Source organism: Variovorax sp. Soil_C_12 (assembly GCF_057657375.1).
The window spans coordinates 46,073-65,099 of record NZ_JBDGIO010000005.1; the positions used below are offsets into that span (position 1 = coordinate 46,073).

The 19,027-nt window shown below is 69.9% G+C and carries 19 protein-coding genes; 9 read left to right on the forward strand and 10 right to left on the reverse strand.

Features of this window, described 5'->3' with window-relative positions; translation table 11 throughout:
• Positions 1-17: 17 nt before the first annotated feature.
• The 8 genes from AC3A6X_RS14870 to AC3A6X_RS14905 all read right to left on the reverse strand — a co-directional run bounded on the left by AC3A6X_RS14870 (position 18) and on the right by AC3A6X_RS14905 (position 6,410).
• Entirely contained in the window at positions 18-800 is a 783-nt protein-coding gene (locus tag AC3A6X_RS14870; protein ID WP_487842912.1) for a 3-hydroxybutyrate dehydrogenase, read from the reverse strand.
• A 10-nt stretch (positions 801-810) separates the two neighbouring features.
• Positions 811-2,145 carry an NAD(P)/FAD-dependent oxidoreductase gene (locus AC3A6X_RS14875; RefSeq protein WP_487842913.1) on the reverse strand — a complete coding sequence of 445 codons (1,335 nt, stop codon included), beginning with the start codon at positions 2,143-2,145 and terminating at the stop codon, positions 811-813.
• Between the two features lie 14 nt (positions 2,146-2,159).
• Positions 2,160-2,654 (reverse strand): DoxX family protein, encoded by a 495-nt coding sequence (locus AC3A6X_RS14880; RefSeq protein WP_487842914.1) that lies wholly within the window; start codon positions 2,652-2,654, stop codon positions 2,160-2,162.
• A gap of 10 nt (positions 2,655-2,664) precedes the next feature.
• Complete coding sequence (locus AC3A6X_RS14885; protein ID WP_487842915.1) at positions 2,665-2,979, reverse strand: BufA1 family periplasmic bufferin-type metallophore; 315 nt, start codon at positions 2,977-2,979, stop codon at positions 2,665-2,667.
• 162 nt (positions 2,980-3,141) lie between these two features.
• Positions 3,142-3,834, reverse strand: a complete 693-nt coding sequence (locus AC3A6X_RS14890; protein ID WP_487842916.1) for a glutathione S-transferase — start codon at positions 3,832-3,834, stop codon at positions 3,142-3,144.
• Positions 3,801-5,147: an MATE family efflux transporter gene (locus AC3A6X_RS14895; protein WP_487843291.1), complete on the reverse strand. Its 1,347-nt coding sequence runs from the start codon at positions 5,145-5,147 to the stop codon at positions 3,801-3,803. Before AC3A6X_RS14895 ends, AC3A6X_RS14890 begins: the two co-directional genes overlap by 34 nt.
• 137 nt (positions 5,148-5,284) lie before the next feature.
• Complete coding sequence (locus AC3A6X_RS14900; RefSeq protein ID WP_487842917.1) at positions 5,285-5,851, reverse strand: DUF2239 family protein; 567 nt, start codon at positions 5,849-5,851, stop codon at positions 5,285-5,287.
• Between the two features lie 61 nt (positions 5,852-5,912).
• Positions 5,913-6,410, reverse strand: coding sequence for a hypothetical protein (locus AC3A6X_RS14905; RefSeq protein WP_487842918.1), 498 nt, complete (start codon positions 6,408-6,410; stop codon positions 5,913-5,915).
• A 125-nt stretch (positions 6,411-6,535) separates the two neighbouring features.
• On the opposite strand from AC3A6X_RS14905, the gene AC3A6X_RS14910 reads away from it, so the two are divergent.
• The 5 genes from AC3A6X_RS14910 (at position 6,536) to AC3A6X_RS14930 (ending at position 12,375) form a co-directional block, all read left to right on the forward strand.
• On the forward strand, positions 6,536-8,893 hold the full coding sequence (locus AC3A6X_RS14910) for a Tex family protein (protein WP_487842919.1): 2,358 nt from the start codon (positions 6,536-6,538) through the stop codon (positions 8,891-8,893).
• Positions 8,894-8,918: 25 nt separating this feature from the next.
• On the forward strand, positions 8,919-9,941 hold the full coding sequence (locus AC3A6X_RS14915) for an acyltransferase family protein (RefSeq protein WP_487842920.1): 1,023 nt from the start codon (positions 8,919-8,921) through the stop codon (positions 9,939-9,941).
• Positions 9,938-11,011, forward strand: a complete 1,074-nt coding sequence (locus tag AC3A6X_RS14920; protein ID WP_487842921.1) for a patatin-like phospholipase domain-containing protein — start codon at positions 9,938-9,940, stop codon at positions 11,009-11,011. Before AC3A6X_RS14915 ends, AC3A6X_RS14920 begins: the two co-directional genes overlap by 4 nt.
• Positions 11,012-11,077: 66 nt before the next feature.
• Positions 11,078-11,299, forward strand: coding sequence for a hypothetical protein (locus AC3A6X_RS14925; protein WP_309969645.1), 222 nt, complete (start codon positions 11,078-11,080; stop codon positions 11,297-11,299).
• 89 nt (positions 11,300-11,388) lie between these two features.
• Entirely contained in the window at positions 11,389-12,375 is a 987-nt protein-coding gene (locus AC3A6X_RS14930) for a tripartite tricarboxylate transporter substrate binding protein (RefSeq protein WP_487842922.1), read from the forward strand.
• Between the two features lie 45 nt (positions 12,376-12,420).
• Here the strand turns inward: AC3A6X_RS14930 and bla are convergent, their stop codons facing one another.
• Positions 12,421-13,299, reverse strand: a complete 879-nt coding sequence (gene bla / locus AC3A6X_RS14935; protein WP_487842923.1) for a class A beta-lactamase — start codon at positions 13,297-13,299, stop codon at positions 12,421-12,423.
• 91 nt (positions 13,300-13,390) lie between these two features.
• On the opposite strand from bla, the gene AC3A6X_RS14940 reads away from it, so the two are divergent.
• Positions 13,391-14,275 (forward strand): LysR family transcriptional regulator, encoded by an 885-nt coding sequence (locus AC3A6X_RS14940; protein ID WP_487842924.1) that lies wholly within the window; start codon positions 13,391-13,393, stop codon positions 14,273-14,275.
• Here AC3A6X_RS14940 and AC3A6X_RS14945 read toward each other — a convergent pair.
• Positions 14,245-15,381, reverse strand: coding sequence for an iron-containing alcohol dehydrogenase (locus tag AC3A6X_RS14945; RefSeq protein ID WP_309969658.1), 1,137 nt, complete (start codon positions 15,379-15,381; stop codon positions 14,245-14,247). The two genes, AC3A6X_RS14940 and AC3A6X_RS14945, sit on opposite strands and share 31 nt — an antisense overlap.
• 65 nt (positions 15,382-15,446) lie before the next feature.
• Between AC3A6X_RS14945 and AC3A6X_RS14950 the strand changes: the two genes are divergently transcribed.
• From AC3A6X_RS14950 to AC3A6X_RS14960, 3 genes are all read left to right on the forward strand, one after another.
• Positions 15,447-16,397 (forward strand): alpha/beta hydrolase, encoded by a 951-nt coding sequence (locus AC3A6X_RS14950; RefSeq protein WP_487842925.1) that lies wholly within the window; start codon positions 15,447-15,449, stop codon positions 16,395-16,397.
• On the forward strand, positions 16,394-17,266 hold the full coding sequence (locus AC3A6X_RS14955) for a YbgC/FadM family acyl-CoA thioesterase (protein WP_487842926.1): 873 nt from the start codon (positions 16,394-16,396) through the stop codon (positions 17,264-17,266). The genes AC3A6X_RS14950 and AC3A6X_RS14955 overlap by 4 nt, the downstream gene beginning before the upstream one ends.
• A gap of 398 nt (positions 17,267-17,664) precedes the next feature.
• Positions 17,665-19,026 (forward strand): cache domain-containing protein, encoded by a 1,362-nt coding sequence (locus AC3A6X_RS14960; RefSeq protein ID WP_487842927.1) that lies wholly within the window; start codon positions 17,665-17,667, stop codon positions 19,024-19,026.
• Position 19,027: the final 1 nt, after the last annotated feature.

The window sequence follows — 19,027 nt, forward strand, 5'->3', positions numbered from 1 at the left end:
ATGATGCGCTCCGGCCTTCAGTGCAGCGTCCAGCCGCCGTCCATGGCCAGCGCGGCGCCGGTCATCGAGGCCGCGGCGTCGGAGGCGAGGAACACGGCCAGCGCCGCGAGCTCCTCCACCTCGATGAAGGACTTGCGCGCCTGGTGCGAGAGCATCACGTTGCGCACCACCTGCTCGGGCGAGATGCCGTGCGCCTTGGCCTGGTCGGCGATCTGCTTTTCCACCAGCGGCGTCTTCACGTAGCCGGGGCAGATGGTGTTGGAGGTGATGCCGAACTCGGCCAGCTCCACCGCCACCGTCTTCGACAGCCCGATCAGCCCGTGCTTGGCCGCCACGTAGGCCGACTTGAAGGGCGAGGCGGTAAGCCCATGCGCCGAGGCGACGTTGATGATGCGGCCGAAGCGGCGCGCCTTCATGCCCGGCGCGACGGCCTTGATCACGTGGAAGGCCGAGGACAGGTTGATGGCCATCACCGCATCCCACTTGTCGTCGGCGAAATCCTCGATGGGCGCCACGTGCTGGATGCCGGCGTTGTTGACCACGATGTCGACCTTGCCGAACTCGCGCTCGGCCGCCGCGATCATGTCGCGCACCTGCTCGGGCCGGCTCATGTCGGCGCTGCTGTAGCGCACCTTGACGCCGAACTGGCGCTGCATCTCGCCGCGCGTGAACTCGACCTCCACCGGGTTGCCGAAGCCGTTGAGCATGATGTCGGCACCGCGGCCGGCGAGGCCGCGGGCGATGCCCAGGCCGATGCCGCTGGTGGAGCCGGTGACGATGGCGGATTTCTGCTTGAGCATGATGCTCTCCTCAGGGTTGCGGTTGGATGCTGCGCGAGAGCGCTTCGGCGGCGGCAGCGGGGTGTTCCGCGTCGGCCTCTCCGGTGCGCGTGAAGCGCAGGTGGGTGATGTCGGCCGCGAACAGCATGCTCCACGTCCATTCGATCCAGATGCGCAGCTTGCGGCCGGCCGTGGGCATGCGCGACAGGTAGTAGGCGCGCCACAGCAGCCAGGCGGGGAGCCCTTGCAGGCGCAGGCCGAAGACGCTCGCCACGCCCTTGAGATGACCGGTGGTGGCCATCATGCCCCTGGACACATGGCCGAAGGCCTGCGTCGGCCGGCCCTCGATGCGCGCCAACAGGTTGCGCGCCAGTGCGCGTGCCTGGGCCACGGCGAACTGCGCGGTCGGTGGCGCGAACTGCCGCGTTGCCTGGTTGTGGACCAGCGCGCAATCGCCCAGGGCCCAGAGTTGCGGCGAGCCGCAGACCGACATGTCGGGCTCGGTCTGGATGCGTCCTCGCAGGCGGGGCACGGGCAGGGCATCGAGCAACGGGTTGGGCCGGGTGCCGATGGTGCAGATCACGGTGGCGGCGCTGAGCCTCTCTCCGTTGGTGAGGCGAACGCCGTCGGCATCGACCTCGGCGGCCAGCGCGTTGAGCCGCACCGCGATGCCGCGCCCGCGCATCGAGCGCGCGGCGGCATGGCCCAGCGAGTCGGGCAGCTCGGCCAGCAGCCGCTCGCCGCCTTCGATCACGCTGACTTGCAGTTCCTCGGGCCGCACCTGCGGGTAGTAACGCGCGGCGCTGCGCAGGAAGTCGGCCAGCGCGCCCGCCACCTCGACGCCGGAGAAGCCGCCGCCGATCACCACGAAATGGCCGAGCCGCCGGCGCTCGGCCGGTTCGCGCTCCAGTTCGATGCGCGCGATGCGCTGAAGCACCCGGTTGCGGATGAACAGCGCGTCGCCGATCAGCTTGAGCGGCAGCGCATGCTGCTCCAGCCCGGGCACCAGGCCCAGATGGGCGCGCGTGCCGAAGGCCAGCACGAGGTGCTCGTAAGAGATCTCCAGAGGCCCTGCAAGCGTCTGCGCCTGCACGCGCTGGCGTTCTGCGTCGATGCCGGTCACGCGGCCCATCACGAAGCGGCTGGTCTCGCCGGGCCGCAGCATCTGGCGGATCGGCGCCACTGCGTGCTCGGGGAAGACCGAGGCGCCCACCACCTCCGCCAGCATCGGGTTGAAGGTGGTGTAGCTCTCCTCGCTGACCAGCACCACGCGCCAGCCCTTTGGCAGGCGCGGTGCCAGCGCGCGCGCCAGGGTCGTGCCGGCGAAGCCGCCGCCGACGATCACGATGTTCCTGTCTTCGGACATGGTGCGCTCCGGGTTCAGCGGTGTCCGACGTTGCGGCCGATCAGGTGGTCGAACGAGATGCGTCCCGGCCCGTGCAGCAGGCTCACCAGCAGCAGCAGGCCCCAGGTCTGGTGATCGCGCAGCCCCACCGCGCCGAGGTCCGGGTAGGAGATCACGGCGACGATGTTGAAGACGAACAGCACCGCGGCCGAGAAGCGCGCGCCCAGCCCGATCGCGAGCAGCACCGGAAACACCAGCTCGACGCCGGTGCCCAGCCAGGCCGCGAACTCGGGCGAGAGCAGCGGCACCGCGTACTCGTTCTCGAACAGCGCGAGCGTCGAGCTCCAGGTTGCGATCTTGGTCAGTCCCGACTTGAAGAAGACGGCGGCGACGAAGAGCCGCACCGCGAGGTCGGCCAGCGGCGCGAGCGCCTGCAGGCCGCGGTGTGCGCTGCCCATCCGGCCGGCCAGGCGGCGTGCCAGGCCGACGTGGGGCGCATGGGCGGCGGGCATGGAAGCCGTGCCTTGCACGATCTTCTCCTCAGCCCTTCTTGGCCGAAGCCGCGGCGGCAGCGCCGCCGTGCACGTTCTCGGGCTTGTCGGTCACCATGCCGCCGACGATGCGCGCGCAGCTGCCCTTGGCGACGTAGATCCAGGCCTCCGGATCGCGGTCCACCGTGGACGTGCCCGCACAGGCGCTCTTGCTGGTGCCGCAATCGTTCTGGCCGGCCTTGACGATGCCGGCGCATTTCTCGGTCTGCGCCTTCTGCGCCATGGCACCGGTGCTGGCGGCGGCCAGGCCCAGGGCGAGCAGGCTGGCGATGGCGCCGTGGATGCGTTGATGGTTCGCGTTCATGTGAATCTCCTGTCGATGGTTGGGGTGAAGCGAGGTGGGATCGGTCTCGATGCGACTGCCGCATCGCTGTTCCGTCCTGGAAGCCAGTCTGGCCTCCTCGGTTCACGCGTCCATCAACGAAGATTCACGAATCTGTCACGGCCGGGCGGGCCTGCACCCTGCCTATTGCGGGAAGTCGACACCCGGCTGGCCTGCGCGCCAGGGCGGGTACTTGTCCATCACGCGCGCAAAGACCGGCGCATCGAGCCGCGCGGCGAGCCAGGCTTGAAGCCGAGGCCAGGGCTGCGATCCGAACCAGGCTGCATCGACCTGCGCGAACTGCCGCACGAAGGGGGCGATCGCGATGTCGGCGAGCGCTGCCTGCTCGCCGTACAGGCAGCGCCCGGCCTGCAGCCGCGTCTCGAGCCGCTCCAGGAAAAGGGCGGCTTGCGCCCGATGGGTGCTCGCGTCTGGCGGCGGATGGCGTTCGGGGTATTTGTAGCCGTCGAGATGCTTCTTGAACTCGCCGTCGCATTCGGCGACCAGCGCAAGCATCTCGTCGAGCGTCGCGTGGGGGGGCTGCAGCCAGTGCTCGGGATCGTTGCGGCGCAAGGCCCACAGCATGATGTCCAGGCTTTGGTCGATCACCGTGCCGTCGGCCTCGACCAGCACCGGCACCGTGCCCTTGGGCGATGCGGCCAGCAACTCGGCCGGCTTGGCGCGCAGCACCACCTCGCGCAGCTCGCAGCGCTGGCCGCTGACCGCGATCGCCATGCGTGCGCGCATCGCATAGGGACAGCGGCGGAAGGAATAGAGCACCGGGCGCGCGCCGCCCGCGCTCTTCAGATCAGCCTGCGGATCGCCTTCTTGCGCCATACGAAGCGGTAGTAGCTGGCCTGCAGCGTCAGCATCGCCGCAAACGCCACCGGGTACGACACCCAGATCCCGTTGAGCCCCATGCGATGGCTCAGCCACCAGGCCACCGGCACTTCGATCAGCGCGATGCAGAAGATCGAGATCGAGGTCGGCACCAGCACCGACCCGCTGGCGCGCATGATCCCCGACAGCGCCGCGCCCATGCCGAAGATCACCGTGCTCCACAGCATGATGTGCAAGAGCGTCTGCGCCACTTCGATCACCGGTTCGCTGGTGATGAAGAAGCCCATCAGCGGCCGCGAGAACAGGTAGCCAAGCAGCACCAGGCCGCCGGTGAGCACCAGGTTCATCATCAGCGCGGTGCGGGCGATGGCGCCCAGGCGCTTGACCTGACCGGCGCCGATGGCCTGGGCCCCCAGCACCGAGGCGGCGATGGCGATCGAGATCGCCGGGAACTGCACGTAGGCCACCACCTGGTTCACCGCGCCGTAGGCCGCCGTGGCCTCCGAGCCGTAGGCGTTGACGAAGGAGAGCAGGGCGAGCTCGGCCAGCGAGACCACGATCATCTGCACGCCGGTGGGCACGCCGACCTTCAGCACCGCCTTCAGGATCGCCGGCCGCACGCGCAGGTGCCGCACGAAGCTCGCATCGGGCGCCAGCGGACTCTTCTTGCGCCGCAGATGAAAGCCCAGCCACGTGGTCGCGACCACGAAGGAGATCACCGTGGCCCAGGCGCCGCTGGTCACGCCCATCTGCGGCAGGCCGAACCAGCCGCGGATCAGCGCCGGCGTGATCACCAGGCCCAGGAGGGTCGAGATGACCAGTGTGTAGAGCGGCGCCACCGTGTCGCCCACGCCGCGCAGCATTGCCGTGGAGAGCAGGAAGACGAACAGGCCCGGCATCGCGATCAGGATGATGCGCGCATAGCGTGTGGCGTCGTCCAGGATGTCCGGCGGCGTGCCCAGCGCGGCCAGCATCGGCTGCGTGAAGGCGCCGCCGAAGACCGCGACGCACAGCGCGAACAGCACGCCCACCGTCAGCGTGGTGCCGGCCACGGCGCGCGCCTTCTCGGGCTCGCGCGCGCCCCAGGCCTGGCCGATCAGCACCGAGGCGCCCGCGCCCAGGCCGATGGTGAAGGCGATGAAGAAGAACATCACCGGGAAGAAGCTGGACACCGCCGCCAGCGCGCCGACGCCGATCATCTGGCCCAGGTAGACGTTGTTGAGCGTGCCCGAGAGCGACTGCAGGATGTTGCTCAACAGCATGGGCGCGAGGAAGAGCAGGAAAGTCTTCCACAACGGGCGCGAGGCCATGGCGGCGGCGCGCGGGTTCAACTGGGAGGCGACCTGCGGCGGGACCGGATCGGCCACCGTTGCCGGCGGCGCGACGATTTCGCCGGCGTGTTCCACGTCTTCGGAGCCCACGGGCTGGGCGGACAGGGCGGCGCGGTTCATGCTGCACTCCATGCCGCCGCGGCGAGCTGGCGCAGATAGTTGCTCACGTCCTCGGGCCAGGGGCCGATGAGTTCGGCGAAGCGCGTACCCTCGCCTGCGAACAGCGCGCGCGCGGCCTCCTCGAAGCCGGGCAGGTCGCCCGCCATCGCGCTCATGAAGCGATAGGCGGCTTCGCGCGAGGCGCGTTGGGCATCGCGGTCGGCATGCACGCGGCGCGCCTCGTCGATCAGCCGGCGCAGCGCCACCGAGGCGCCGCCGGGCTGGCGGCTGAGCCAGTCCCAGTGGCGCGGCAGCAGCGTGACCTCGCGGGCAACCACGCCGAGCTTGGGGCGGCCGACGCCGCGGGTGGCCTGCTCGTCGGCCGCGGGGCTTTCCGGCGCGGCCGACAAGCCTTCGCGCAGGTCGAGATCGAGGCGCTCGCCGGTGCTGTCGTCGAAGATGAAGACCGGCTGGGAATCGGCACGCGCCCGCAACTGGGCGACGACCTCGGATCGCGGGCCGGCGGCAATACGCTCGAAGCCGGCGAAGGCGGTGAGGGTGGGTTCGGGAACGGGAGAAGACATGGCGCGAATAATACCCGGGCAAAACGAATTTCGCAATCTACCCGGGTGAAAATTTTCAGCTTCAGCCGGAACGGCGCAGGGCGCGCCACCAGCGGCGGGTGCCGTTCTTCAGCTGCCGGGCCGTGCGCCAGGGGGCGCTCTCCCGCACCCGGGCGGACACCTGGTCCTTCCACAACTTCCAGCGCGGATACCAGCGCGCGAACAGCGGGATGCGCATCAGCGCCGGCTCGACCAACTGGAACAAGCGCGCCACGATGGCCGTGCCGGCCACCTTCGCGCCGACCAGCAGCAGCACCGCGCTGGTCGCATGGCCGCGGCCCAGCAGGAGCAGCGCCAGCAGTTTGAACGGCAGCAGCATGACCATGGGCACGAGGAAGACCAGCAGTGCGGCCCAGGGCGGCAGCGCCCGCACGGCGGCTTCGAGCCGTGCCCACAAGGGCAGGCGCGCCAGCCGTGCCACCAGCGCGGCCAGCGGCTCCCAGCCCCATTCCTCGAACAGCAGCAGCGGGACGAGCAGGGCGGCGGCGAGGGCGCGCAGCAGTTTCTTCAGGATACGCATCGTGCGGGATTGTGCGTGGGGGCCTATGGCAAACTTCCCCGCTTCCGTCCTTGTCGTCTTCTTTTCTTCTTCTCTTCATGCTGTAGGCGCCTCGCGCGCCGCCAGCCAGGCACCTCCCCCAAGCCATGCAGAAAATCATTCGCCAGCTCGCCGCCGAGATCAAGGTCGGCGAGCACCAGGTGAAGGCCGCCGTCGACCTGCTCGACGGGGGTGCCACCGTCCCCTTCATCGCCCGCTACCGCAAGGAGGCCACCGACGGCCTCGACGACGTTCAGCTGCGCGAGCTCGAGGCGCGCCTTGCCTACCTGCGCGAGCTCGAGGAGCGGCGCGCCGCGGTGCGGAAGAGCATCGAGGAGCAGGGCAAGCTCACGCCCGAGCTGCGCGCCGCGATCGATGCCGCGCCGACCAAGCAGGAGCTGGAAGACCTCTACCTGCCCTACAAGCCCAAGCGCCGCACCAAGGGCCAGATGGCGCGCGAGGCGGGCATCGAGCCGCTGGCCGACAAGCTCTTCGCCGACCCGACGCTGAACCCGGCCGAGGAGGCCGCGGCCTTCGTCAAGCCGGCCGCCGACGGGCTGGATTTCTCCACCGTGCAGCTGGTGCTCGACGGCGTGCGCGACATCCTCTCCGAACGCTGGGCCGAGGATGCCGCGCTGGTGCAGCGGCTGCGCGAATGGCTGTGGGCCGAGGGCCTGTTCAAGTCCAGCCTGATGGCGGGCAAGGACGAGAACAACGTCGATGTCGCCAAGTTCCGCGACTACTTCGACTACGACGAGCCCATCGGCCGCGTGCCCTCGCACCGCGCGCTGGCCGTGTTCCGCGGCCGGGCGCTGGACATCCTCGACGCCAAGCTGGTGCTGCCCGTCGAGCCCGAGCCCGGCAAACCGTCGATCGCCGAAGGCAAGATCGCACTGCACCTGGGCTGGAGCCATGCAGGCCGCGCGGGTGACGACCTGATCCGCAAGTGCGTGGCCTGGACCTGGCGCGTGAAGCTCTCGCTGTCCACCGAGCGCGACCTGTTCTCGCGGCTGCGCGAGGAGGCCGAGAAGGTCGCCATCAAGGTCTTCGCCGACAACCTGCGCGACCTGCTGCTGGCCGCACCCGCCGGCCCGCGCGTCGTGATGGGGCTGGACCCGGGCATCCGCACCGGCGTGAAGGTCGCGGTGGTCGATGCCACCGGCAAGCTGGTCGACACCGGCACCGTGTTCCCGCACGAGCCGCGCCGCGACTGGGAAGGCTCGCTGCACACGCTGGGCAAGCTGTGCGCCAAGCACAGCGTGAACCTGATCGCGATCGGCAACGGCACCGCCAGCCGCGAGACCGACAAGCTGGCGGCCGACCTGATCAAGCTGCTGGCGAAGATGGCGGAACAGGCTGGCGCGCCGCCACTGAAGGTCGAGAAGGTGGTGGTGAGCGAGGCCGGCGCCTCGGTGTACTCCGCCAGCGAGTTCGCTTCGCAGGAAATGCCTGACGTGGATGTGAGCCTGCGCGGCGCTGCCAGCATCGCTCGCCGCCTGCAGGATCCGCTGGCCGAGCTGGTGAAGATCGACCCCAAATCCATTGGCGTCGGCCAGTACCAGCATGACGTGAACCAGAGCGAGCTGGCTCGCACCCTGCATGCCGTGGTCGAAGATTGTGTGAACTCCGTGGGCGTGGACCTCAACACCGCGAGCGTGCCGCTCCTGTCGCGCGTCTCGGGCCTTTCCGCGGGCGTCGCCAAGGCGGTGGTGCGCTGGCGCGAGGCCAATGGCGCCTTCGCGACGCGCAAGCAGCTGCTGGAAGTCACGGGCTTCGGCGGCAAGACCTTCGAGCAGAGCGCGGGCTTCCTGCGCATCCGCGGCGGCGCCAATCCGCTGGACATGACGGGCGTGCATCCCGAGACCTACCCGGTGGTCGAGCAGATGATCGAGAAGACCGGCAAGCCCATCGATGCGCTGATGGGCCGCGCCGAGATGCTCAAGACGCTGAAGCCCGAGCTCTTCGCCAACGAGAAGTTCGGCGTGATCACCGTCAAGGACATCCTGGGCGAGCTCGAGAAGCCGGGCCGCGATCCGCGCCCGGACTTCAAGGTGGCGCGCTTCAACGAGGGCGTCGAGGACATCAAGGACCTGGTCGAGGGCATGGTGCTCGAGGGCACGGTGAGCAACGTGGCCCAGTTCGGCGCCTTCGTCGACCTGGGCGTTCACCAGGACGGACTGGTACACGTGAGCCAGCTCTCGCACAAGTTCGTCAACGATGCGCGCGAGGTGGTGAAGACCGGCGACATCGTCAAGGTGAAGGTGATGGAAGTGGACGTGGCGCGCAAGCGCATCGGCCTGTCGATGAAGCTGGACGCAGCGCCCGGCCGGCGCGACGGCCCGCGCGAGAACCGCTTCGAGGGAGCAGGGCGGGGCCAGCAGGGTCCGCGCCGCGACAACGCGCCGCAGCCCGCTGGGCAGATGGCCAGCGCCTTCGCCAAGCTGCAGGGCCTGCGCAAGCAATAGGACCGCCGAAAAATGGGAAACCCGCATGACTGACCCCCGCCACCTGGCCGAGCGCGCCGACGGGCTGCCGGCGCGAACCGCCGCAGCGGCCGGCACCCGCGACCTGCATGCGGACTACCTGAAGGCGGCCGCCATCGTCGGCGTGGTCTGCATTCATGCGGGCCTGCCCTTCGAGGACGTGTACCGCTTCGGCGTGCCGGTCTTCATAGGGCTGTGGGCCTATTACCTCGAAAAGGCGCTGGCACGCCGCGGGCCCGAGACGCACGGGGCCTACCTGATGCAGCGCCTGGTCGAGCTGGGCGTGGCCTACATCGCCTGGACACTGCTCTACCTCGAGAAGTTCTACGACGGGCGCTGGGACGCCACGCCGCTGCACACCGTCGTCGGCGGCTGGTTCGGGGGCTACGGGTGGTCGGGGCAGTACTACTTCGTGATCCTGTTCCAGCTCACGCTGCTCTTCCCGCTGCTGCGTCGCTGGGTGGCGGAGGCGCCGACGCTGCCGGTGATCGCCGCCGGCGTGGCGCTGAACGTGGCCGCGGGCTACTGGCTGTTCGAGAACCGATGGATCTCGGCCGTCGGCGACCGGCTCTTCATCTATTGGATTCCCTACGTGGCGATGGGCATCGCGCTGGCGCGCGGCGAGTTCGGCCGCAAGCCGGGCCTGGGCCTCGTCGCCGTGCTGCTGCTGCTCGCGGCGCCGATCGAGAGCCGGCTCTTCGCCGAGCACTCGGCCTACCTGGCGCTGACCGTGACGCTGGCCTCGCTGCTGCTGCTGATGAGCGCCGTTGCGGCCGACCGCGCGCCACTGCGGCAGCCGGGCGTGCTGGGCCGCACCGTCGCCTTCGTGGGCCGCAACACCTTCGCGATCTACGTGGCCAACGTCGCCATGCTGGAAGTCAGCAAGAGCACGGGCTTCACCGCCTTCGCCGTCTCCCACGCCGGGCCCTGGGGCCTGCTCGCGGTGGTCGCGGCCACGCTGGCGGGCGGCCTGGGCATCGGCTGGCTGCTGCAGGCCCTGGGCCTGGGCGTGCTCGTCGGCAAGCGGTGAAGGCCCTTCGCATCTACGCGGGCCCGGCGGCGCGCGCGCACATTGCCGCGCAGGGACTGGCGCCGCAGGATGTGCGCACCGTCCCGGGCGCGGCCGGCGGCCCCAAGGGGCTGATCCTCGGGCCCATCGACCGCTTTCTCTTCGGCGACTGGCTGCCGCAGTCCATCCAGCCTGTCGACCTGGTGGGCGCCTCCATCGGCGCGTGGCGGCTGGCCAATGCGTGCCTGAGCGATCCGAAGACCGCCTTCGATCAGTTCGAGCACGGCTACATCCACCAGCATTTCGAGGTGCCGGCGGGGCACAAGCGCATGAGCGCGCAGCAGGTCAGCGCGAAGTTCAGCGAGGGCCTGCGCGACTTCTACGGCGGCCGCACGCGCGAGGTGCTCTCGCATTCGCGTTACCGGCTGCATGTGATCGCCGCGCGCGGGCGCCACATCCTCGGGCGCGAAGGCAGGGCGCGCACGCCGGCCGGCTATCTGGGCGCCTTCATCACCAACAGCGTGCACCGCAAGGGCCTGGGCGCATGGCTGGAGCGCGTGGTCTTCTCCAGCCCCGGCGCGACGCTGCCCTTCGGCACGCAGGACTTCCGCACGCGGCAGGTGCCGCTGGCCGAGACCAACTTCGAGCTCGCGCTGCAGGCTTCCTGCTCGATCCCCTTCATGCTGGAGGCCGTGCACGACATCCCGGGCGCGCCACCCGGGGCCTACTGGGACGGCGGCATCACCGACTACCACCTGCACCTGGACTACGGCAATGCCGACGGCGTGGTGCTGTATCCGCATTTCCAGAAGGCGGTGGTACCGGGCTGGCTGGACAAGGGGCTCAAGTGGCGCCACAAGCCCACGCGCTTTCTGGAGCGCACGGTGGTGCTGGCGCCGGATCCGGAGTGGGTGCGCAAACTGCCCAATGGCAAGCTGCCCGATCGCAACGACTTCCTGCGCTACGGCAATGACCAGGCGGGCCGCATCGAGGCCTGGGGCATCGCCGCGCAGGAAGCGCGCCGGCTGGCGGACGAGCTGGCCGAGTGGCTCCATCGGGGCAGCCCGGTGGCGGACGTGCAGACGCTCTGACCGGCGCTGCCGCGCGGCGGCTACAGTCGGGCTTCTCTACTTCGAACCACGGGGAAGCACGACACCATGAACGCAACACGAATCATCGGCCTGATCCTGATCGTCGCCGGCATCGCCGCCATCGGCCTGGGAGGCTTCAGTTTCACCAAGGAAACGCACCAGGCCAAGATCGGACCGATCGAGCTGTCGGTGAAGGAGAAGGAGACCGTCAACTTCCCCACCTGGGCCGGCGTGGCCGCGATCGTGGTGGGCGGAGCGCTGGTGGTGTTCGGCGGCAGGAAGGGCTGAGCGCGCCCCGGCCCCTCTTCGGCGGGGGCAAACCCCGAGCGCCAGGCCCCGGCCGGCCTCACAGAATGGCGGCTGAACCGGAACACCCCATGCCACCCAGCCTCTTGTCCCGCCGCGCCTTCCACGGCGCGGCCGCCGCCGCAGCGGTCTCGATCGCCGCACCATCCTTCGCCCAGTCGGCCTGGCCCAGCAAGCCGATCCGCATCATCGTCCCCTACACGCCTGGCGGCTTCACCGACCAGATGGCGCGCCTGGTGCAGCCGGGCCTCTCGGCGCGGCTGGGCCAGCCGGTGGTGATCGACAACAAGCCCGGCGCCAACAGCCTGATCGGCGTGGATGCGCTGGCCAAGTCGGCGCCCGACGGCAGCACCTTCGGCGTGGTGATCGCGGCCTACGCGGCCAACACCACGCTCTACCCCAAGCTGCCCTACGACCCGAAGAAGGACCTCGCCGGCGTCTCGCTGCTGGGCATCTCGCCGCTGCTCGCGGCGGTGAACAACGACGCGCCCTTCAAGACCGCGAAGGAGCTGATCGACTATGCGCGCGCGCATCCCGGCAAGATCAGCTTTGGCTCCTCTGGCAACGGCTCGGCCGCGCACTTGACCAGCGAGCTGTGGAAGTCGCTGACGAAGACCTACATGACCCACATCCCCTATCGCGGCGCAGTGCCGGCGCTGACGGACCTACTGGGCGGGCAGATCCAGCTCTTCTTCGACGCGCCGACCGGGCTCATCAACCAGGGCAAGGCCGGCAAGGTGCGCCTGATCGGCGTGGCCAGCGACCGCCGGCTGCCGGCGGTGCCCGAGGTACCCACCTTCATCGAACAGGGCTTCGCGGGCTTCACCGGCAGCACCTGGGCCGGCATGCTGGCGCCGGCGGGCACGCCGCGCGAGATCGTCAAGCGCATGTCGGAAGAGGTGGCGCGGATCATCAAGAGCGACGAGACCCGCGCGAAGCTCGACGCGATGGGCACCTTCCCGGCCGGCAGCACGCCCGAGGAGTTCGATGCCTTCATCGCGGCCGAGACCGAGAAGTGGGGCAAGGTCATCCGCACGGCGGGCGTGAAGGCAGAGTGAGCGCGGGGAGGGCACGCGCTCGATGCTGAGTCGACAGGCGCTTCGTCAGGCGCCAGTGACCCAGGCCGCGGCTGCGGCGGCGACGGCGGCGTGGGCTGCGTTGCGATCGGCCATCGAGGCCTGGGTCTCCGTCAGGTAGACCGACAGCAGGACGGGCGCGCGCCCCGGCGGCCGCAGGATTGCGATGTCGTTGGTCGCGCCGTTCTCGCCCGTGCCGGTCTTGTCGCCCACCTTCCAGTCCGCGGGCAGGCCGGCGCGGATGCGCTGGCCGCCTGTCTTGTTGTCGTCCAGCCATTGCAGCAACTGGGCGCGAGAGGCGGCCGCGAGGGCATTGCCCAAGAGAATCTTTTGCATGCTGTCCACGATCGCGGCCGGCGTGGTGGTGTCGCGCGGATCCCCCGCGCGGGCTTCGTTGAGCCCGGGCTCGATGCGGTCGAGCCGCGTGTGCGCATCGCCCAGCGAGCGCATGTAGGCGGTGAGGCCGGCCGGGCCGCCGAAGCTCGCCAGCATCAGGTTGGCCGCGGTGTTGTCGCTCAGGGTGACCGCGGCCTCGCACAGCTGCGCCATGGTCATGCCTTCGCCGCCCGCGTGCTTCTCGGTCGCGGGGGAGTAGGGCACCAGGTCGTCGGGTGCGTAGGTGATGCGGCGATCCAGCCGCTCCTTGCCCTGGTCCACCCGAGCCAGCACCAGCGCGGCGGCCAGGAACTTGAAGGTGCTGCACAGCGCGAAGCGCTCGTCCTGGCGATGGCCGGCGCGGCGGCCATCCGCAGCGTCGAGCATGTGGACGCCGAGCCGGCCGCCGACCTTTTTCTCGATCTCGGCGAGTTGCCGCGCAAGGCCCGGACGGCTCTCGGCGCGAAGGTCGAAGGCGGCGGCGGCCAGCGGAAGAAGAAGGGCGCCTGCGAATTGACGTCGATGAATCATGAAATGAAAGCTCCTGAAAGAGAGGCGACTTTCGGTGATCCGCGGCGGCCGCACAAACGATAGTATTTGCTGCCTCGCACAAGAAAATCTTATGGCACGCGCCCATCTTCCCCTCAATGCACTGCGCGCCTTCGAATCTTCGGCGCGGCATCTCAGCTTCACGCTGGCGGCCGACGAGCTGAACGTGACGCAGGCCGCGGTCAGCCAGCAGGTGCGCGGTCTCGAGGCGCGGCTGGGCGTGGCGCTGTTCCGCCGGCTGCCGCGCGGGCTGGCGCTCAGCGACGAGGGCCAGGCACTGCTGCCGGTGCTGGCGGAGTCCTTCGGGCGCATGGAGGCGGTGGTCCAGCAGTTCGACAACGGCCACTTCTTCGAGGTGCTGACGGTGGGCGTGGTGGGCACCTTCGCGGTCGGCTGGCTGCTGCCGCGGCTGCGCCTGTTCCAGCAGGGCTGCCCCTTCGTCGACCTGCGGCTGATGACGCACAACAACGTGGTCGACCTGGCGGGCGAGGGGCTGGACTTCGCGATCCGCTTCGGCGACGGCAACTGGCCGGGCCTCACGGCCGAGCACCTGATGGCGGCGCCGCTCTCGGTGCTGTGCGCGCCCGCGATCGCGGCGCGCATCGCCAGGCCGCGGGACCTCGCGCAGCAGACCTTGCTGCGCTCCTACCGCGCGGAGGACTGGCCGGCCTGGTTCGCGGCCGCCGGCACGGCCTGCCCGGCAATCCGCGGGCCGGTCTTCGATTCCTCGCGGCTGATGGTGGAGGCTGCCATGCAGGGCGCCGGCGTGGCGCTGGCCCCAGCCTCGATGTTCGAGCGCGAGCTGGACGAAGGCCGGCTCGTGCGGCCGCTGTCGACCGAGGTGATGACGGGCAGCTACTGGCTCGTTCGACTCAAGTCGAGGAAATCGAGCGCCGCGATGGAGGCGTTTCGCCGCTGGCTGCTGGACTACATCGAGGCTTCGAGCATCGCGCGGTAGTCCTCGCGCGTCGCCAGGCGCGGGTTGGTCTTGTGGCAGTGGTCGGCCATCGCGCCGTCGATGATGGGCTCGAACATCGCAGGCGTCACGCCCACCTCGGCCAGGCCCGCGGGCAGGCCCAGCCGCGCATTCATGTCGCGGATCGCGGCCGCAAGGTCACCCGGCGAGTCGAGGTGCATGGCCTGCGCCATGCGCTGCAGGCGCTGCTCCTTCTGCACCGATTCCGCCTCCGCGTTGAAGCGGATCACAGCCGGCAGGAAGAGGGCGTTGAGCGTGCCGTGGTGCAGGCGCGGGTCGATGCCGCCCAGGCTGTGGCTCAGCGAGTGAACGCAGCCCAGTCCTTTCTGGAAGGCCATGGCGCCCTGCATCGAGGCGCTCATCAGGTTGAGGCGCGCCTCGCGGTCGCTCCCGTCCCTGGTGGCGCGCTCGATGTAGCCCCAGGCGCGCTGCAGGCCGTCGAGGCCGATGCCGTCGGCCGGCGGGTTGAAGGCAGCCGACATGAAGGTCTCCATGCAGTGCGCGATGGCGTCCATGCCGGTGGCGGCGGTGAGCCGCGGCGGCAGGCCCAGCGTGAGCTCGGGGTCGCAGATGGCGGCCTTGGGCATCAGGAACCAGCTGTGGAAGCCGAGCTTGCGATGGTCGTCGACGATGACGATGGCGCCGCGCGCCACCTCGCTGCCGGTGCCGCTGGTGGTGGGTACCGCGATCAGCGGCGCCACGCGCTCGGTGATCTTCGGCGAGCCGCCTTCGATGGTGGCGTAGGTCTTGAGCGGCCCCTCGTGCGTGGCTGCGATCGCCACGCCCTTGGCGCAGTCGATGGCAGAGCCGCCGCCGACGGCGATCAGGCCATCGCAGCGCTGGTCGCGGTAGATCGCGGCGGCGGCGCGCACGGCGGCCTCGGTGGGGTTGGAGGGCGTCTGGTCGAACACCGCGGCCGGCAGGTCGCCCAGCGCGTCCAGCGCCTTCTGCAGGATGCCGGCGGCGCGCACGCCGGCGTCGGTGACGATGAGCGGCCGCGCGATGCCGATGCGCTCGCATTCGCTGCGCAGCAGCTGGATGGCGCCGAAGTCGAACTGGATCTGGGTCAGGTATTGGATGAGGGCCATGGGGCTTGTGGAGGTGGGGCTACGATTCGGGCCTTCCAATTTAACAAGCGCCGCCTCTCTTGCCCATGACCCAAACCCTCGCGTTGCCGCTCACCGCCAAGATGGCCGGCGTGATCGACCGCATGGCCCGCGCCCACCAGGCGCCGTACCACACGCTCACACCCGCCCAGGCCAAGGCCGCCTACGAGAAGGGCGCCGGGGTGCTCGAGGTGCCCAAGCCGCAGTTGGCGCGCGTGGAGGACTTCGCGATCCCCGCGCGCGATGGCCATGCGCTGCCTGCCCGCCTTTACGCACCTTCGCAAGCGCGACTGCCGGTGCTGCTGTTCTTCCATGGCGGTGGCTTCACCGTCGGCAGCATCGCCACCCACGACACCCTGTGCCGCGTGCTGAGCGAGAAGAGCGGCTGCGCCGTGGTGTCGGTGGACTACCGCCTGGCGCCCGAGCACAAGTTCCCGACCGCCTCGAACGATGCCTGGGACGCCTGCCTCTTCGTTGCGAAGAGCGCCGCCGAGCTGGGCCTGGACGCCTCGCGCCTGGCGCTGGGCGGCGACAGCGCGGGCGGCACGCTGGCGGCGGTCTGCGCCATCCTCGCGCGCGACGCGGGCCTGCCGGTGGCCTTGCAGATGCTCTTCTATCCGGGCACCACCTCGCATCAGGACACGGCCTCGCACCATCGCTTTGCCGAGGGGCCGCTGCTCGGCGAGCCGCTCATCACCTGGTTCTTCGCCCAATATCTCAACACACAGGCCGAGCGCGACGACTGGCGCTTCGCGCCGCTCAACGCCGAGGACGTCGAAGGCGTCGCGCCGGCCTGGGTCGGCCTGGCCGAGTGCGACCCCGTGGTCGACGAGGGCGTCGCCTATGCCGACAAGCTGCGCGCCGCGGGCGTGCCGGTGGATCTGGAGATCTACCGCGGCGTGATCCACGAGTTCGTCAAAATGGGACGTGCCATCCCCGAAGCGCTGCAGGCCCAGGCCGATGCGGCGCGCGCCCTGAAGGAAGCCTTGCAGCCATGACCGAGAACACCCGCCGATCCGACTACCGCTTCTTCCACCGCCTGCGCGTGCGCTGGGCCGAGGTGGACATGCAGAAGATCGTCTTCAACGCCCACTACCTGATGTACTTCGACACCGCCATTTCGGACTACTGGCGCGCGCTGGCGCTGCCGTACCAGGAGGCGATGGACGCGCTGGGCGGCGACCTCTACGTGCGCAAGGCCACCATCGAGTTCCAGGCCTCCGCGCGGGTCGACGACGTGCTGGACGTCGCGATGAAGTGCGTGCGCGTGGGCAATTCCTCCATCGTCTTCCATGGAGGCCTGTTCCGCGGCGAGGACTTCCTGGTGGGCTGCGAGCTGGTCTACGTGTTCGCCGATCCGGCCACGCAGACCTCGAAGCCGGTGCCGGCGCTGCTGCGCGGGATCTTCACGGCCTATGAGGCCGGCGAGGCCTTGAGTGAAGTCAAGACCGGCAGCTGGGCCGAGCTGGGCGAGGGCGCCGGCGCGGTGCGCCGCAGCGTCTTCATCGAGGAGCAGCGTATTCCCAAGGAACTGGAGTGGGATGAGCACGACGAGAGCGCCGTCCATGCGGTGGCGCGCAACCGGCTGGGCCAGGTGATCGCGACGGGCCGCCTGGTGCCGGGCGCCCCGGGCCAGGGCCGCATCGGCCGCATGGCGGTGCACCGCGTGCTGCGCGGCGGCGGCCACGGTGCGGCTGTACTGCGTGCGCTCGAAGAAGCCGCCAAGGCGCGCGGCGACCGCGAGGTGGCCCTGCACGCGCAGCGCAGCGCCGAGGTCTTCTACACGCGCCTGGGCTATGCGCCGCACGGCGAGCCCTTCGAGGAAGCGGGCATCGCGCATATCGAGATGCGGAAAGAGATCCGCTGAGGCCCTAGGATCGGCCCCGCTTCGAGCGGCGCGCCGTCCCGCTTCCAGCGCACATACGCGCGGTTGTGCTGCAGCATCTCCTTGTATTGCCCAAGCTGTCGGACTTCACCTGGCTCGAGGGGCTGCCTCCTTTTCAGCCTTTCGATGGAAGCCTCGGCCACGCCCTGTCTCTTGAGAAAGGCTTCTGCGCGGCTTTCATACAGCGGCGGCGTGTTGAGGGCACACCCCGCCAGCAGAAGGCCGACGAGCCCCATGCCGTTTCGCCAATACCTTCCCATGGATCCTGCCTTTCGCGTCGGTCATCACGCATCTGGACGATGAATGCAACAGCTGCTTGCCGTCGGGGCCGCAGCACATCAACCCGGTCCGTCCGATCGCGGTGGTAGGCTTGCCGCGCCATGAACCTTCGCCTCAAGATCGTCGCGCTGGCCGTCGCTCCGCTGCTGGTCGCGCTGGTGTTGGTGGCGTTGGCCGTGCGCCACCAGGAACGCGACCTGGCGCAGCGCGAGCGCGCGCTGATCGAGCAGACCTACATGGACCAGCGCCGCAGCGAGCTGCGCAGCTATGTGGAGCTGGCGATCAGCGTGGTGCGGCCGCTCTATGAGGCGGGCCTCGACGACGAGGCCACGCGCGCCGAGGCGCTGCGCCGGCTGGCCGCGCTCGACTACGGCAGCGACGGCTACTTCTTCGTCTACGACCTGCAGGGCCTGTCGCTGATGCACTCGCGCCAGCCCGAGCTGGTGAACCAGAACCTCTGGGAACTGCGCGACTCGCGCGGCCGCTTCACCATCCAGGCGCTGATCGCGCAGGCGCGCGCCGGCGGCGGCTTCGTCCAGTACGAATGGCGCAAGCCCTCCAGCGCGCAGACCGCGCCCAAGCTGGGCTACGTGACGACGCTGCCGCGCTGGAACTGGATGGTCGGCACCGGCCTGTACATGGACGACATCCAGGCGACCATGCAGGCGCTGGACCGGCAGATGAACCAGAACGTCGCCGCCACCATGCTGTGGATCGCCGGCATCGCGGCGCTTTGCCTGGCGGTGGTCAGCGCCGGCGGGCTGCTGCTCAACCTCAGCGAGCACCGCGTGGCCGAGGCCAAGCTGCGTCTGCTGGCGCGGCAGGTGGTGCAGTCGCAGGAGGAGGAGCGCGGCCACCTCGCGCGCGAGCTGCACGACGGCACCAGCCAGACGCTGGTGTCGACCAAGCTGCTGGTGGAGTCGGCGGTCGATACGCTGGAGCGCGGGCAGCAGCCCACGCCGCCCGTGCTGGGCAGGGCGCTCGTGCGGCTCAACGAGGCGCTGGCCGAGGTGCGGCGCATCTCGCACCGGCTGCGGCCGGCGCTGCTGGACCAGCTGGGCCTGCCGGCTGCGCTGGAGCGGCTGGGCGCGGAGTTCGGCGAGGAGGGGCCGGTCGCCGCCTCGGTCGCGGTGCAGGGGACGCCTTGCGAGCTGCCGGAGGAGGTCAAGACCGCGCTGTTCCGCGTGACCCAGGAGGCGCTGACCAATGTGCGCAAGCATGCACGGGCGCGGCAGGTGCGCATCGCGCTGGACTTCGAGCGGCGCGGCGTGCGGCTGGAGGTGAACGACGACGGGGTCGGCTTCGACCTGCAGGCCACGCAGCTCGATCCGCGCCGGGGCATCGGGCTGCGCAACATGCGCGAGCGCATCGCGGCCATCGGCGGGCGGCTGGACCTGCACTCGGGCAGCAAGGGGACCGCCATCGTCGCCTTCGTTCCGGCGAAGAGCCTGGAGGCGACCTGAC

What these genes read in the sequence shown, in the direction of transcription:
- AC3A6X_RS14960 (WP_487842927.1), top strand. Translation starts at nt 17,665, where the DNA reads ATGAACCTTCGCCTCAAGATCGTCGCGCTGGCCGTCGCTCCGCTGCTG.
- AC3A6X_RS14925 (WP_309969645.1), top strand. Translation starts at nt 11,078, where the DNA reads ATGAACGCAACACGAATCATCGGCCTGATCCTGATCGTCGCCGGCATC.
- AC3A6X_RS14950 (WP_487842925.1), top strand. Translation starts at nt 15,447, where the DNA reads ATGACCCAAACCCTCGCGTTGCCGCTCACCGCCAAGATGGCCGGCGTG.
- AC3A6X_RS14910 (WP_487842919.1), top strand. Translation starts at nt 6,536, where the DNA reads ATGCAGAAAATCATTCGCCAGCTCGCCGCCGAGATCAAGGTCGGCGAG.
- bla (WP_487842923.1), bottom strand. Translation starts at nt 13,299, where the DNA reads ATGATTCATCGACGTCAATTCGCAGGCGCCCTTCTTCTTCCGCTGGCC.
- AC3A6X_RS14875 (WP_487842913.1), bottom strand. Translation starts at nt 2,145, where the DNA reads ATGTCCGAAGACAGGAACATCGTGATCGTCGGCGGCGGCTTCGCCGGC.
- AC3A6X_RS14885 (WP_487842915.1), bottom strand. Translation starts at nt 2,979, where the DNA reads ATGAACGCGAACCATCAACGCATCCACGGCGCCATCGCCAGCCTGCTC.
- AC3A6X_RS14870 (WP_487842912.1), bottom strand. Translation starts at nt 800, where the DNA reads ATGCTCAAGCAGAAATCCGCCATCGTCACCGGCTCCACCAGCGGCATC.
- AC3A6X_RS14955 (WP_487842926.1), top strand. Translation starts at nt 16,394, where the DNA reads ATGACCGAGAACACCCGCCGATCCGACTACCGCTTCTTCCACCGCCTG.
- AC3A6X_RS14905 (WP_487842918.1), bottom strand. Translation starts at nt 6,410, where the DNA reads ATGCGTATCCTGAAGAAACTGCTGCGCGCCCTCGCCGCCGCCCTGCTC.
- AC3A6X_RS14890 (WP_487842916.1), bottom strand. Translation starts at nt 3,834, where the DNA reads ATGGCGCAAGAAGGCGATCCGCAGGCTGATCTGAAGAGCGCGGGCGGC.
- AC3A6X_RS14900 (WP_487842917.1), bottom strand. Translation starts at nt 5,851, where the DNA reads ATGTCTTCTCCCGTTCCCGAACCCACCCTCACCGCCTTCGCCGGCTTC.
- AC3A6X_RS14915 (WP_487842920.1), top strand. Translation starts at nt 8,919, where the DNA reads ATGACTGACCCCCGCCACCTGGCCGAGCGCGCCGACGGGCTGCCGGCG.
- AC3A6X_RS14930 (WP_487842922.1), top strand. Translation starts at nt 11,389, where the DNA reads ATGCCACCCAGCCTCTTGTCCCGCCGCGCCTTCCACGGCGCGGCCGCC.
- AC3A6X_RS14940 (WP_487842924.1), top strand. Translation starts at nt 13,391, where the DNA reads ATGGCACGCGCCCATCTTCCCCTCAATGCACTGCGCGCCTTCGAATCT.
- AC3A6X_RS14895 (WP_487843291.1), bottom strand. Translation starts at nt 5,147, where the DNA reads ATGGCCTCGCGCCCGTTGTGGAAGACTTTCCTGCTCTTCCTCGCGCCC.
- AC3A6X_RS14945 (WP_309969658.1), bottom strand. Translation starts at nt 15,381, where the DNA reads ATGGCCCTCATCCAATACCTGACCCAGATCCAGTTCGACTTCGGCGCC.